The 13,675-nt window shown below is 56.7% G+C and carries 14 protein-coding genes and 2 tRNA genes; 11 read left to right on the top strand and 5 right to left on the bottom strand.

The genetic code is table 11. The features are described from left to right. Positions 1–17 precede the first annotated feature (17 nt). Positions 18–1,019 carry a heat-inducible transcriptional repressor HrcA gene (gene hrcA / locus B9Z39_RS11410; RefSeq protein WP_100145023.1) on the top strand — a complete coding sequence of 334 codons (1,002 nt, stop codon included), beginning with the start codon at positions 18–20 and terminating at the stop codon, positions 1,017–1,019. A gap of 180 nt (positions 1,020–1,199) precedes the next feature. After that, the gene (locus B9Z39_RS11405; RefSeq protein ID WP_369908129.1) at positions 1,200–1,982 is read left to right on the top strand and encodes a metal-dependent hydrolase; all 783 of its coding nucleotides are present in this window, start codon (positions 1,200–1,202) and stop codon (positions 1,980–1,982) included. Here the strand turns inward: B9Z39_RS11405 and B9Z39_RS11400 are convergent. Beyond that, positions 1,979–2,914 carry a DMT family transporter gene (locus B9Z39_RS11400; RefSeq protein ID WP_108301816.1) on the bottom strand — a complete coding sequence of 312 codons (936 nt, stop codon included), beginning with the start codon at positions 2,912–2,914 and terminating at the stop codon, positions 1,979–1,981. The genes B9Z39_RS11405 and B9Z39_RS11400 overlap by 4 nt on opposite strands. Before the next feature lie 46 nt (positions 2,915–2,960). Between B9Z39_RS11400 and B9Z39_RS11395 the strand changes: the two genes are divergently transcribed. From B9Z39_RS11395 to greB, 8 genes are all read left to right on the top strand, one after another. Continuing rightward, positions 2,961–3,037: transfer RNA gene (locus B9Z39_RS11395), tRNA-Ile, on the top strand. A gap of 31 nt (positions 3,038–3,068) precedes the next feature. Next, positions 3,069–3,145 (top strand) — tRNA-Arg (locus tag B9Z39_RS11390). Positions 3,146–3,305: 160 nt separating this feature from the next. Next, positions 3,306–4,283: a tripartite tricarboxylate transporter substrate binding protein gene (locus B9Z39_RS11385; RefSeq protein WP_108301815.1), complete on the top strand. Its 978-nt coding sequence runs from the start codon at positions 3,306–3,308 to the stop codon at positions 4,281–4,283. 11 nt (positions 4,284–4,294) lie between these two features. Next, positions 4,295–4,765, top strand: coding sequence for a (2Fe-2S)-binding protein (locus tag B9Z39_RS11380; protein ID WP_108301814.1), 471 nt, complete (start codon positions 4,295–4,297; stop codon positions 4,763–4,765). Next, a complete protein-coding gene (locus B9Z39_RS11375; RefSeq protein WP_108301813.1) occupies positions 4,762–6,963 on the top strand; it encodes a xanthine dehydrogenase family protein molybdopterin-binding subunit in 2,202 nt (733 codons plus the stop codon). Before B9Z39_RS11380 ends, B9Z39_RS11375 begins: the two co-directional genes overlap by 4 nt. 25 nt (positions 6,964–6,988) lie before the next feature. Next, positions 6,989–7,687 (top strand): substrate-binding domain-containing protein, encoded by a 699-nt coding sequence (locus B9Z39_RS11370; protein WP_233202438.1) that lies wholly within the window; start codon positions 6,989–6,991, stop codon positions 7,685–7,687. A gap of 166 nt (positions 7,688–7,853) precedes the next feature. Next, positions 7,854–8,132 carry a hypothetical protein gene (locus tag B9Z39_RS11365; protein ID WP_146183327.1) on the top strand — a complete coding sequence of 93 codons (279 nt, stop codon included), beginning with the start codon at positions 7,854–7,856 and terminating at the stop codon, positions 8,130–8,132. Between the two features lie 12 nt (positions 8,133–8,144). Continuing rightward, positions 8,145–8,708, top strand: coding sequence for a transcription elongation factor GreB (gene greB / locus B9Z39_RS11360; protein ID WP_100143857.1), 564 nt, complete (start codon positions 8,145–8,147; stop codon positions 8,706–8,708). A 5-nt stretch (positions 8,709–8,713) separates the two neighbouring features. On the opposite strand, the gene B9Z39_RS11355 is transcribed toward greB, so the two are convergent. From B9Z39_RS11355 to B9Z39_RS11340, 4 genes are all read right to left on the bottom strand, one after another. Continuing rightward, positions 8,714–10,981, bottom strand: a complete 2,268-nt coding sequence (locus tag B9Z39_RS11355; RefSeq protein ID WP_100143859.1) for a bifunctional (p)ppGpp synthetase/guanosine-3',5'-bis(diphosphate) 3'-pyrophosphohydrolase — start codon at positions 10,979–10,981, stop codon at positions 8,714–8,716. A gap of 70 nt (positions 10,982–11,051) precedes the next feature. Beyond that, on the bottom strand, positions 11,052–11,255 hold the full coding sequence (rpoZ, locus tag B9Z39_RS11350; protein WP_100145025.1) for a DNA-directed RNA polymerase subunit omega: 204 nt from the start codon (positions 11,253–11,255) through the stop codon (positions 11,052–11,054). A 20-nt stretch (positions 11,256–11,275) separates the two neighbouring features. Beyond that, positions 11,276–11,899, bottom strand: coding sequence for a guanylate kinase (gmk, locus tag B9Z39_RS11345; RefSeq protein WP_100143861.1), 624 nt, complete (start codon positions 11,897–11,899; stop codon positions 11,276–11,278). Further along, on the bottom strand, positions 11,899–12,819 hold the full coding sequence (locus B9Z39_RS11340; protein WP_108301811.1) for a YicC/YloC family endoribonuclease: 921 nt from the start codon (positions 12,817–12,819) through the stop codon (positions 11,899–11,901). The genes gmk and B9Z39_RS11340 overlap by 1 nt, the downstream gene beginning before the upstream one ends. Before the next feature lie 107 nt (positions 12,820–12,926). Here B9Z39_RS11340 and rph point away from each other — a divergent pair, with 107 nt between their 5' ends. Continuing rightward, positions 12,927–13,661, top strand: coding sequence for a ribonuclease PH (rph, locus tag B9Z39_RS11335; RefSeq protein WP_108301860.1), 735 nt, complete (start codon positions 12,927–12,929; stop codon positions 13,659–13,661). Positions 13,662–13,675 lie beyond the last annotated feature (14 nt).

Here is a 13,675-nt window from a genome sequence, read left to right as displayed (position 1 = left end):
TCGAACAAGAAATGACCATGCTAGACGATCGCGCCAAGTTACTGCTCAAAGCGCTGGTAGAGCGCTACATCGCCGACGGGCAGCCCGTCGGTTCACGCACGCTCTCGCGCGCAACTGGCATTGAACTGTCGCCCGCGACGATTCGCAATGTGATGTCTGACCTGGAGTCTTTGGGCTTGATCGTCAGCCCGCATACCTCCGCCGGACGCATTCCCACCGCGCGTGGTTACCGGTTGTTTGTGGACACCATGCTCACCACCGACCGAAAACAGCTGCACACGCCGCAACTGGTGGCGGATCAACCACAGAAGGTCATCGCCAACGCCGCGCATTTGCTGTCTGACTTGTCTCATTTCGTCGGCGTGGTCATTGCCCCGCGACGCAGTTCGGTGTTTCGTCACATCGAGTTTTTGCGTTTGTCGGAGAAACGCTTTTTGGTCATCATCGTCTCGCCAGAAGGCGATGTGCAAAACCGGGTCTTGTTCACAGAGGCTGATTACACGCAGTCGCAGTTGATTGAGGCCTCGAATTACCTCAACCAACACTTCTCGGGCATGGCCATTGAGCAGGTGCGTGAAAAGCTGCTGCTGGAAGTCGAGTCCCTGCGTGGAGAGATCGCCACCCTCATGCAAGCGGCGGTGCAAGTGAGCACCGAAGCTTTGACCCAAGTGCAAGACGATGTGGTGATCAGTGGCGAACGCAACCTCTTGTCGGTCAGCGATTTTTCCAGCGACATGGGCAATTTGCGCCGCGCCTTTGATTTGTTTGAACAAAAGGCGCAATTGGTGCGCTTGCTCGATATCTCGGCCCAAGCCGAAGGTGTGCGCATCTACATCGGCGGCGAGAGCCAGATTGTTCCGATGGAAGAGCTTTCTGTGGTCAGTGCCCCTTATGAGGTGGATGGCCAAGTGGTGGGAACCTTGGGCGTGATTGGCCCAACCCGCATGGCCTACGACCGCATGATTCAAATTGTGGACATCACGTCCAAGCTGGTCAGCAACGCCCTCAGCCACAAGTAGCGCTGTCACCGGTGCAACTGCTCGCCATATGGATTGCGGGAAACCCTCTGTCTGAATTGCGGTTTTTACCCAAAGATGCCAAGGTTTCTGCAACCCTTTAAGAAAGATGTACTTATGACACTCACGCGTTGGCTCAAATTGAACTGTGCCGTGGCGTTGACCGCCGTGGCTTTGTTTGGCATGTCCGCACAGGCTCAAACTGCCCCTGCGTCAAACGGCAAAACCGAAATGCTATGGTTGGGCCAGGCCGGTTTTCGCATCAAGTCGCCCGGTGGAAAAATCATTGTGATTGACCCCTGGCTCAAGGGCGGTCCTAAAACACCGGCCAATATCAAAAATGATTTTTCAGCGTTGGGCAAGATAGACCTGTTGTTGGTCACCCACGCCCACGTGGACCATTTAGGCGATGCACCCGAATTGGCCAAACTCAACAACACCGTGTTGTATGGCCCCGCTGATATGGTCACACCGCTGATCACGCTGGGTGTATTGCCTGCCAACTTGGGTCATCGGTTCAACAAAACCGGTAGCGTCAAACCTTTGCCTGGCATCAAGGTCACGGCGGTGGCTGCTGAACATTCATCCTTGATCGTTTGGAACAATCCTGCGACCGGCAAAAACGAATCGCATCCTGCGGGCGAAGCGGTGGGCTACATCATTGAGCTGGAAAACGGCTTCAAGATTTGGCATATGGGCGATACCGGTTTGTTTGGCGACATGAAATTCATCAGCGAACGCTACAAACCTGACCTCGTGCTCATGCCGATTGGTGGCAACTTCACCATGGACCCAGAGGACGCTGCTTTTGCCGCCCGCACCTGGATTCAACCCAAGATGGTCATGCCCATGCACTACAACTCCAACCCTTTGACCAAAGGCACGTTGGCAGAGTTCCAAGACGCCATGAAAGGCAGCCCCATCAAAGTGGTGCCCATGACCGAAGGGCAGACGCTGGAGTTTTAAGCCTTACGCACCCCGAACAAAATGCCGCAGGTCACCAGTGCCAGGCCTGCGAGCACGTTCAGTTGCATGGGCTCCCCCAACACCGCCAACGCGCCCAAGGCAGACAAGCCTGGCACGAGGGCGGTGATCATGGTGGAACGCACGGGCCCATAGTGACGAATCATCATGTTGAACGTGATGCCCGAAATCGCCACCGACCCCACACCTTGAAACATGGCCTGAAACCACAACTCGCTCAGCGGGGCAGTTGCCAAGTGGCTGGGTATCCAACCCATCCATGCGGATACGCCATAGATTGGCACAAACGTGACGCATGCAAACGCAGTGATGGCCATGGTGGCGTGAATGGCATTCAAGCCTTGGCGACGCACCAGCACGCTGTACATGCCCCAGCACATGGCGGCACTCATGAACAACACATCGCCTTTCCAAACTTCGCCGCCTTCAAACGCTTTGAGCAAACTGGCACCTCCTACCAATACATCGCCCACCACGATGCAGGCCAAACCAATGGCACGATTCTTTGAAATTGGGTCTTTCAAAATCACCATGGCCAGCAACGATGTCCACAAAGGCAAACTGCCTGGCAACAAGACAGACGCATGCAAAGCGGGCGCATAGAAAAACCCTGAGTACGCCAACACCGCGTAGAGCAGTCCGCCAAACAAGCCCGTGGCAGCCGTGATGCGCCATGGCAACGGCGATAGACCTAGAAACGAACAAGTGGCCGTACCTGTTTGTCGAGGCCCGCGCATCAGCCACCAGCCCCAAGGCAGCAACACGGTGCTGGCACCCAAGATGCGTAGAAATCCAATGTCCAACGGCAACAAGTTGTGCGATGCCGAGGCACGTGCAATCACGATGAATGATGTCCAAATGAGAACAGTGGTGATGGCAGCAATGAGTCCAATAGACCGGGGTGAAAGTTTCATTGAAAGATGATACGTGGCAGCACATTTACAATGCTCAACTTGGTTTGGGGCGTTAGCTCAGTTGGTTAGAGCAGAGGACTCATAATCCTTTGGTCCACAGTTCAAGTCTGTGACGCCCTACCAATTTCTTGTGATACAATGCTGTCTTTCCAGAGCGGCTGTAGCTCAGCTGGATAGAGTACTTGGCTACGAACCAAGGGGTCGTGGGTTCGATTCCTGCCAGCCGCACCAAATTGAACAAGGGTTTGCATCGAAAGACGCAAACCCTTTTTCTTTTGTCCCTCATGATGTGTTGCCAATTGCTTTAGGTGACCGCGATTTTTGGTTTTATCTCCTCTAATGTGGCCTGAAGTTTTGGCGCTTCATCCCTAACAATCACGGAGATCACACCATGCATTTCAAACGTCTGTTCACCCTTGCTTGTTTTGCTGCCACCGCTATGGGTGTGCCGTTTGCTGCACAAGCACAGCAGGGTTATCCCAACCGTCCTGTGAAGATCATCGTGCCGTTTGCCGCCAGTGGGCCGGCGGACAACTACGCGCGTTTCATGGCGCAACGTTTGCAAGATGCCATGGGGCAACCTTTTGTGGTGGACAACCGTCCCGGTGCAGGCTCCATCATTGGGACCGATGCCGCAGCCAAAGCGCCTGCGGATGGGTACACCTTGCTGATGATGTCCAACACCCAGACCGTCAACGAGTCTTTGATTCCCAACAAGCCCTTCAACTTGTTGAAAGACTTTGCACCGATTGCGCCCGTCAACTATTCCGACTTGGTGTTGGTGGTCAATCCAGCCGTGAATGCCAATTCCTTGCAAGACCTGATCAAGCTGGCCAAAGCCAACCCGGGCAAGTTGAACTATGCGTCCTCAGGCAACGGCACGCCGTACCACATGGCCGGCGAGTTGTTCAAGCACATGGCCGATATTCAAATGACCCACATTCCCTACAAAGGCAGTGCCGCAGCGCGCACCGATGTGTTGTCGGGTCAAGTCGACATGATGTTTGATGCGGTGACCACGATGGCCGAGAACATCAAAGCTGGCAAGGTCCGTGGCCTGGCCACTACTGGTCGTGTGCGCTCTTCGGTGATGCCTGAAGTGCCCACGGTGAGTGAGCAGGGCGTAGCCAAATATGAGGCGGTCATTTGGTTGGGGCTGATGGCACCTGCGGGCACGCCTGATGCCATCGTCACGCGCCTGAACACCGAGGTCAACAAGATCATCAACTCACCCGATGTGAAAGCAGCGTGGGCCAAACAAGGTGCAGTGCCGATGTCGATGACTGTGCCCGCTTTCACCAAATACTTGGCAGAGGACGTGGCCAAGTGGGCCACCATCGTCAAAGTATCTGGTGCCAAAGCCGACTGAACGGGCTTGCCATGCCCATGATTCAGTTTGAACTCAATGGCCACACTCAAAGCGTAGACGCGCAAGACAACGACAGTCTGCTGGATGTGTTGCGCAACAGCTGTGGTCAAAAATCGGCGCGGTTTGGCTGTGGTTTGTCGCAGTGCGGTGCCTGCCATGTGATGGTTGACAACCATGCGCTGCCTGCGTGCAGCACGCCCATGTGGTCGGTGGTGGGCAAGCAGGTAGTGACGCTGGAAGGTTTGGGGCAAGCGGACAATCCCCATCCGTTGCAGGCTGCGTTTTGCCAGCAACAAGCAGCGCAATGTGGCTATTGCAGCAGTGGCATGTTGATGACGGCGGCCGCTTTGCTCAAGCACAACCCGCATCCCACACCCGATCAAGTGCGTGAGGCTTTGCAGGGTAATTTGTGTCGCTGTGGCGCACACAACCGCATCGTGCGTGCTGTGTGTCAAGCTGCCCAGGCCATGGAGGGCACATGAGCACAAGCATTGATAAACCTGTGGTCTTGCCGGGTGGTCTCAATACCAACCGTCAGATTGCGCAATGGTTGCAGTTCTTACCCGATGGCCGTGTGCGCTTGCTGTCGGGCAAGGTTGAAATTGGTCAAGGCATCCTGCATGCGCTGGCGCAAATTGCAGCCCAAGAACTGGCGCTGGATGTGTCATGCATTGATGCGCTCGCAGCCAGCACCGCGTTGAGCCCTAACGAGGCCGTCACTTCGGGCAGTTTGTCCGTTCAGGATTCAGGCATTGCCGTTCGTCTGGCGTCGCGTCACGCCCGGATGTTGTTCACCCAGGCAGCGGCTGCGCAATATGCCGTGCAGGTGCAAGACATTCAGGTGCTCAACGGTCAGTTCATGCACCAGGGGCGGGTGCTGTGTGGCTATGGTGACTTGTGCCATGCAGTGGATTTGCACCTTGAGGTGTTGCCCGCCGAGCGTTTGCCCAGCGTCACATTGGCGCCTGGTTCCTCGCCTGTGCGTCCTGATCTGGTGCGCAAGTTTTTTGCCGCTGCCGATTACTTGCAAGACCTTGAGTTACCCGGCATGTTGCACGGGCGTATGTTGCGTCCACCTAATTTACAGGCACGTTTGAACGATGACATCTGGTTGCAGGTGTGTGGCCGAGTTCAGCAGTTGCCTGGTGTCCAAGGTGTTTATCGCGATGGCTGTCAAATTGGACTGCTGGCTCAAACTGAAGTGCAAGCCATCCAAGCGGTTGAGGCTCTCCGTCAAGCCTTGGTAGAGGGGCGCGCTTGGTCCATTCCGTTTGAGTTGCCAGATGCCACTGCTTTGAGCAACTGGTTGCGCAACAGCCCTTTGCAGACCACCACGGTGGCCAGTTCGACACCAGCTGTCGATGTTGCGCGCCCTCCAGCAGTTCGAACCTTGCAGGCTGACTATGTCCGTGCTTATTTGCACCATGGCTCCATGTCACCCTCGTGTGCGCTCGCTCAGTGGCGCGCAGATGCGTTGGACGTGTGGAGCCATTCACAAGGTATTTTTAATTTACGCCGTGATTTGGCGCTGGCTTTGGCAATCGCCCCTGAACGAGTCACCATCCAGCACATGCAAGGCGCGGGTTGCTACGGTCACAACGGGGCCGATGATGTGGCGTTTGACGCTGCTTGGCTGGCCCGCTTTGCAAGGGGTGCGCCTGTGCGTGTGCTGTGGTCCCGTCACGATGAAATGGCTTGGTCCCCTTTGGGGCCCGCCATGAGCGTGGGCGTGCAGGCCGGCCTGGATGCACAAGATCGTGTGGTCTTTTGGCAGCACGATGTCTGGAGTCAAGGCCATGGCACGCGTCCTGGGCGCAACGCCACGCCTGCCTTGTTGGGCTGTTGGTTGCAGCATGCTGACTTTCCTATCCTGCTGGCTGAAAACGCGGCCATGTCCGCCGGTGGGGGCTCCGAGCGCAACGCAGTGCCTCCTTACCAGTTTGATGCGTTGCAGGTGCTCAACCACCGCGTGATGCAGATGCCCATGCGTGTCTCAGCCTTGCGTGGTTTGGGGGCACACACCAATGTGTTTGCAGCCGAGTCGTTCATGGACGAGCTTGCGCATGCCACAGGCCAAGATCCGTTGGCGTTTCGTTTGCAGTATTTGCAAGACCCGCGCGGGCGTGCCGTGCTTGATCATGTCGCGAAACAAGCCCAATGGCCACACCGTGACGCGCGTCAACAAGCCCATGCAGCAAGAGGCGCAGACACCGCCTGGGGCCAAGGCTTGGCTTACGCCCGTTACAAAAACACCGGGGCATATTGCGCACTGGTGGCCGAGGTGGAGGTGGCTGAACAAGTGCGTGTGAAGCGTCTCTACATCGTCGCTGACGTAGGGTATGTAGTGGATGCCGATGGCGCCTCCAACCAGTTGGAGGGCGGAGCCATCCAAGCCACCAGCTGGACCTTGCTGGAGGCGGCCAAGTTTGACCGAAGCCAAGTACTCAGTGTGGATTGGGAAAGCTACCCAATTTTGCGTTTCAACGATGTCCCAGAAGTCTCGGTCGAGTTGTTGTCAGACGCTCAGCACCCGTCCGTGGGTGCGGGCGAAGCCACCATCGGTCCTTGTGCCGCAGCGATTGGCAATGCGGTGTTCCACGCCTTGGGCGTGCGTGTGCGCGAGATGCCTATCACCCCTGAACAAATTGTCAAAGCCATGGATCAAGCGGACACCGTTTGATCCCACACACATCCAAGGAGTATTGATGGAATTGCATATCTTGAGCGGTGGTGCAGCCGCTGGTTTGGTCGAGCCTTTGCAGGCGGACTTCGAAGCCGCACACAGCTGTACCTTGCATGGAACATTCAGCGCCGTTGGCGCCATGAAAGAAAAGTTATTGGCGGGCGCACCGTGTGATCTGGTCATCTTGACCCAAGCCTTGGTTGATGGCCTGGTCGCTTCGGGTCATGTGCAACCGGGCAGCACACGTCGCCTAGGGGTTGTCAAAACCGGATTGGCGGTGAAAACGGGCACCCCACATCCTGCGATCAAAACACGGGCTGAGTTGCAAGCGGCCTTTCGTGCCGCTGAAGGTATTTATTTCCCTGATCCCAAGTTGGCCACTGCGGGCATTCATTTCTTGAAGGTGCTCACGACCTTGGGCTTGGATGTTGAGTTGGCTGACCGTTTTCGTACCTACCCCAATGGCGCCACGGCTATGCGCGAGATGGCCAAGGCCAGCGGGCATGTGTTGGGCGGTACACAGGTGACCGAAATCAACTACACCCAAGGTGTCGATTTGATTGGCTTGTTTCCTCAAGAATTCGAGTTGGCCACGGTCTATACCTTGGGCATCGCCTCCCATGCCCAGCAGCCGCAACTCGCCCAGCAACTGGCGGATCAGCTGACGGGTGAGAGTACCCGCGCGTTGCGCATGGCTTTGGGGTTTGAGCTGCAAGACTAAAATTGCGGGCATGAAAACCCACCTTGCTTTTAGTTGTTTTACCTTCGGGTTGTTATTGCTTGGTGGCTGTGCGACACCTATTGCCAAGCCTGCTTTCTATCCGAACGCTCACTACCAGCGTGTAGGCCCTGCGCAAGCAGAGGCAGACAGCCAAGCATGTGCTGATTTGGCACAACGCTCTGAGGTTGGGTCTGTCAACAAAGTAGACGCGGCCCGCGCAGGTGCTGCGGGTGCCGCAGGGGTGGCAACCGCTGGTGTCGTGGGTTCGGTGCTTCAAGGCCACTCACCAGACCTCAGGAACATCGCTGCGGGTGCTGCTGCCATTGGCGCTGGTGGGGCTGCTGCCACGGCGGCTGGTCAATCGGTGGGGGGCAGCAGTTTGTATCGGCGTTTTGTCCAGCAATGCCTGGCTGAACGAGGCTACCAAGTCATTGGTTGGCATTGAGCCCAGGCTTGCATGAGCAAAGCATTCACCCGAGAAACCGACTCGGACGATGACGAAGAGGTCGGTTTACCTCCCCTGCCTGCTGGTGGCAAAAATTACATCACCCCTCAAGGTTACGCGGTACTGCGTGCCGAGCTGTTTGACTTGATGGACAACGAACGCCCGCGCATGGTGGAGATTGTGCATTGGGCGGCGAGCAACGGCGACCGATCTGAAAATGGGGACTACCACTATGGCAAGAAACGCCTGCGTGAAATAGACCGGCGTATCCGCTTTCTGACCAAGCGCCTTGAAATTGCCGAAGTCACGGATCCGAGCGTGCACCAAGGCAGCGACCAAGTATTTTTTGGTGCCACGGTCACGTACATCGATGAGGCTGATGTAGAGCGCACGGTCACCATTTTGGGCATTGATGAGGCGGACAGTCTCAAAGGTCAGGTGAGTTGGATTTCACCCATTGCCCGCGCCTTGCTGAAAGCGCGGGAAGGGGATGTGGTCAAACTCGTCACGCCCGTGGGCGTGCAAGAAGTTGAGGTGGTGGAGGTGCGTTATCCGGCACCTTCAACGCTGGGTTGACGGCTTCAGGCTTCGCGGTCCACGCCCGACACCACCCGTTGCGCCTGCATGACAGACGGCAAGCGTCGCAAGCTGCGCAGCACGGTGTCTAAGTGTTCGGTGTCGCGCACCGAAATCACAAAGCGCAAATCGGTGGCTTCTTGGCCACTCACCTCATCGGCCATGTTCACCAGCGTGATGTCGGCCTCCGCATTGGCAATGGCAGCTGCCACCCGTGCCAACACACCCTTGCCATTGCCGACGGTCACCACAATGGCGACTTCAAAATTGCGCGTGGGCTCTTCAGCCCATTCCACGGCAATGAATCGCTCACTGTCTTTGTGTTTGAGCCGCTGCCCCACGCCACATTCGTGGGTGTGCACCACCAGGCCTTCACCACGACCCAAATAACCCAAAATCGCATCGCCTGGAATGGGGCGACAGCAGGGTGCATATTGCACCGAAGCATTCTCACTGCCATCCACCACCACGCCACCTTGCGACACATTTTCATGTGCGGTGAAACGCTCACGGCTCATGAGCAGGGCGTCAGGTTTTTGTCCGGCTTCGGACAGCAGCGTGGCCAAACGCTTGGCCACAATGCTGGCCACGCGTTTGCCCAGGCCGATATCGACCAACAACTCATCTTGAGTTTTGCTGCCCGTAAAGCGCAGTAACTTGTCCCACATCACTTGGTGTGAGGCATCCACCGCAGGCATTTGCTCAATGCCTTCAGCACGCAGCGCTTGCGCGAGCAATTTTTGCCCCAGTTGCTGTGACTCCACCTGTGCCATGGTTTTGAGGTGATGGCGAATTTTCGAGCGTGCTCTGCCTGTGCGAACAAAGCCTAACCAGGCTGGGTTAGGCGCAGCCACGGTAGAGGTGATGACTTCCACCACGTCGCCGTTGCGCAGTTCTGTACGAAGCGGGACTTGCGCACCGTTGACCTTGGCGGCCATGGTGCGATCGCCCACGTCGCTGTGCACCGCATAGGCAAAGTCCACCACGGTGGCGCCACGCGGCATGGCCATGATGCGGCTCTTGGGCGTGAACACATACACCGCATCGGGGAACAGATCAACCTTGACGTGGTCCCAAAATTCGGTGGCATCGCGCGTCTCATCTTGGATGTCGAGCAAGGACTGCAACCACTTGTTGCCCAAGTTGCTGCTACTGTCTTGTGCGGAACCATTGGCCTTGTAGAGCCAATGTGCGGCCACGCCAGACTCTGCCACCAAATGCATGCCCTCGGTGCGCATTTGAAATTCCACATTCAAACCAGAAGGCCCCACCAAGGTGGTGTGCAGTGATTGGTAGCCATTGAGCTTGGCAATCGCGATGTGGTCTTTGAATTTACCTGGAACCGGTTTGTACAACTGGTGCAACACGCCCAACGCGGTGTAGCAGTCGGTCACATCGGGCAGGATGAGTCGAAAGCCATAAATGTCGGTGACTTGAGCAAAACTCAGATTCTTCTCGCTCATCTTTTTGTAGATGGAGTAGAGCGTTTTCTCGCGTCCAGAAATGCGCACTTTCAAACCCGCTTTGGCAAACGCGGCTTCGACTTCTTGCTGCACACGCTGCATCAGGTCGCGGCGGCGATGGCGGGCTTTTTGCACCGCTTTGCTGAGCACTTTGTGGCGCCATGGCAGCAGATGTTTGAATGCCAGCTCTTGCAGTTCGCGGTAGGTTTGGTTCAAGCCTAAGCGGTGGGCAATGGGGGCGTAGATCTCCAGTGTTTCACTTGAAATACGACCCCACTTGCTGCGCGGCATATCGCCCATGGTGCGCATGTTGTGGCTGCGGTCGGCCAGTTTGACCAATATCACGCGGACATCGCGGGCCATCGCCAACAACATCTTGCGAAACGACTCCGCTTGGTTCTCTTCGCGTGTATTGAATTCGAGCTTTTCAAGCTTGGTCAATCCGTCCACCAAGTCGGCCACCTGGATGCCGAAGCGCTCGATCAAATCGGTCTTGGTGATGCCGCAGTCTTCCATCGCGTCATGCAACAACGCAGCGGACAAGGCTTGCGCATCCAGCTTCCACTCGGCGCATTGCGCCGCTACCGCGATGGGGTGGGTGATGTAGGGCTCGCCGCTGTTGCGCAATTGGCCGAGGTGGGCTTCGTCGGCATAGCGGTAAGCACGGCGGACTTGATCCAGACCTTCGGCGTTGAGATAGCCCAGTTTTTCAGTCAGCGCAGCAAAGCTTGCAGCCGCTGCATTGGCGGCTGCTTTGTGGTTGCCCGCAGGGCTTGTCACCACAGGGGAGAAAGGGTTGGCCGAGCTCATAGGCAACACTGTACCCGCAATGAAAAAAGCACCGACTGAGCGGTGCTTTTGGGGGCAGATGAAACGCTGATCAACCTGGAACTTTTTTCAGCATTTCCAAGCCAATCTGGCCTGCTGCAATTTCGCGCAAAGCGGTCACGCCTGGTTTGTTTTTGCTCTCAACTTTGGCCGTGTGGCCTTGGCTGAGCATGCGAGCGCGGTAAGTGGCGCACAGCACCAATTGAAAGCGGTTAGGAATCTGCTCAAGACAGTCTTCAACGGTGATGCGTGCCATGTGGATGCTCCAGAAATCGGTCAAATGAGATTCAAGGCTTCAAAGATGTCAGCCCGTGCCCGGCGTTGGGCCGGGTATTTGAGTCGCTGTGCATGCACGATCGCTTTCAGGTCGAACAAGGCGCGCTCAAACAATTCATTGATTATAACGTAGTCAAATTCTTGCACCTTGGCCATTTCCTCGGCCGCATTACGCAGGCGCAAGGCAATCACTTCAGGGGCGTCCTCGCCACGGTTGTGCAAGCGCGATTTGAGTTCTTCCCAGCTGGGCGGCAAGATGAAGATCAACACCGCATTGGTAAAGATTTTCTTGATCTGAATGGCTCCTTGAAAGTCAATTTCAAGCACCACATCCGCGCCTTGAGCAATGCGGTCTTCAATGGCTTTGCGTGACGTGCCGTAGCGCTGTCCGTGCACGTGGGCCCACTCTAGAAAAGAGTTGGAGGCGACCATTTGGTCAAATTCAGGGGCAGAGACAAAGAAGTACTCTCGGCCGTGTTTTTCTTGTCCGCGCGGTGCCCGCGTGGTGTGTGAGACCGAGGGGCGCACTTGCGCGTCAAGCTCCATCAAGGCTTTGACCAAGCTCGATTTGCCAGCGCCACTGGGTGCTGCGACCACAAAAAGGTTGCCAGGAAAGTTGTCCATCATTCGAGGTTCTGTACTTGTTCGCGGAGTTGTTCAATCAGCACCTTCATGTCCACCGAGATGCGGGTCATCTCCATGGTGGCCGATTTGGAGCCCAGTGTATTGGCCTCGCGGTGCAACTCTTGAATTAAAAAATCGAGCCGTTTGCCGATGCCTTCTGATTTGCCACCTTGGTCCAGCAGGGCATCCATTTCTTCAAAATGAGATACCAGACGTGTCAACTCTTCGGCCACGTCAATGCGAATGGCAAAGGCGGTGGCTTCGGTCAACGCGCGGTCTTGGGCGGCCTCGGGCAGGGTCGCCCCATCGGTCAGGGCCATGGCTTCGCGCCACCGTTCCAAGAACCGCAGACGTTGTTGCTCAACCAACTGAGGGACCAAGGGCGCGGCCTGTTGCGCCAGCACACGCAGCTGGCTCAAACGCTCACGCAGGGTTTCGCTCAGGCGCGCGCCCTCGCGTTCGCGTGCGTCGCTGAGCTGTTTGAGCGTTGTTTTGGCCAACTTCAGCAGGGTGGGGCCAATGTCGGCAGGGGCGGTGTTTTGTGAGGTGCTCAAGCGCAGCACGTCGGCCACCGACAAGGGGTTGGCTTTGGGCAACCAAGAATGCACCGTGTCTTGTAAAGCGGACAAGCGCTGCAAAAGCTGTGGGGTGGGGGCTCCCAAAGTGTTGTCGCTGCTGGACTCGATGTTGGCGCGCACCTCCACCTTGCCGCGCTTGAGGTGCTTCATCACCAGCTCACGCAAAGCGGCCTCGTGGGGTCGCAGTTCCTCGGGCATTTTGAAGCTCAGATCTAGAAATCGGCTGTTGACCGAACGGATCTCAAGCCCCAAACGCAGGGCAGGGCTGGCAGAGGTGTCGGCGGTGTCGGGGTGCAGCTCGGCTTGCGCGCTGGCATAACCCGTCATGCTGTAAATGGCCATGGTGTGAGGAGTAAGAGCAAAGAACGATTATCTCAGCACCTCAGCCGGATATCGGGATTGCCCGACAATTGACAGTTATTGATGACCCCCAACGATTGTTTTTGACCATGACTTCTACGCTCCCTGCATCCCGTCACACCCGTGCTGCTGACCAGCTTCGCCCCGTGCGCATCACCCGCCACTACACCATGCATGCCGAAGGTTCCGTGCTGATTGAGTTTGGTCACACCAAGGTGTTGTGCACCGCCTCTGTGGAAGAAAAGGTGCCTGGCCACAAAAAAGGCAGTGGTGAAGGCTGGGTCACAGCCGAATACGGCATGTTGCCTCGCGCCACCCACACGCGCAGTGACCGCGAAGCTGCACGGGGCAAGCAATCGGGCCGCACCCAGGAAATTCAGCGTCTGATTGGTCGTTCCATGCGCGCGGTGTTTGATCTCAAAAAACTCGGTGAGCGCACCATCCACCTCGATTGCGACGTGTTGCAAGCCGACGGCGGCACGCGCACGGCCAGTATCACCGGCGCGTTTGTGGCAGCGCAAGACGCGGTCAACACCCTCATGGCTTCGGGCAAGCTCACTGAGAGCCCCATCACCCAGGGCGTGGCGGCTATTTCGGTCGGCATGTTGGGTGATTTGCCCTTGCTTGATTTGGAATACACCGAAGACTCCAGCTGTGACACCGACATGAACGTGGTGATGACCAGCGCCGGGCATTACGTGGAAGTGCAGGGCACGGCCGAAGGCCTGCCATTCACCCGCGAGCAAATGAATGCCTTGCTGGCCTTGGCTGAAAAAGGCATTGGCGAGCTGATCGCTATGCAACAAGAAGCTCTGCACGCCTGATCGCACCATGGCAA

It is taken from the genome of Limnohabitans sp. JirII-29 (assembly GCF_003063395.1).
In the GTDB taxonomy this organism is placed as follows: domain Bacteria; phylum Pseudomonadota; class Gammaproteobacteria; order Burkholderiales; family Burkholderiaceae_C; genus Limnohabitans.
Note: the sequence above shows the minus strand (reverse complement) of the source record. Positions and strands in the feature narration are given on the sequence as shown.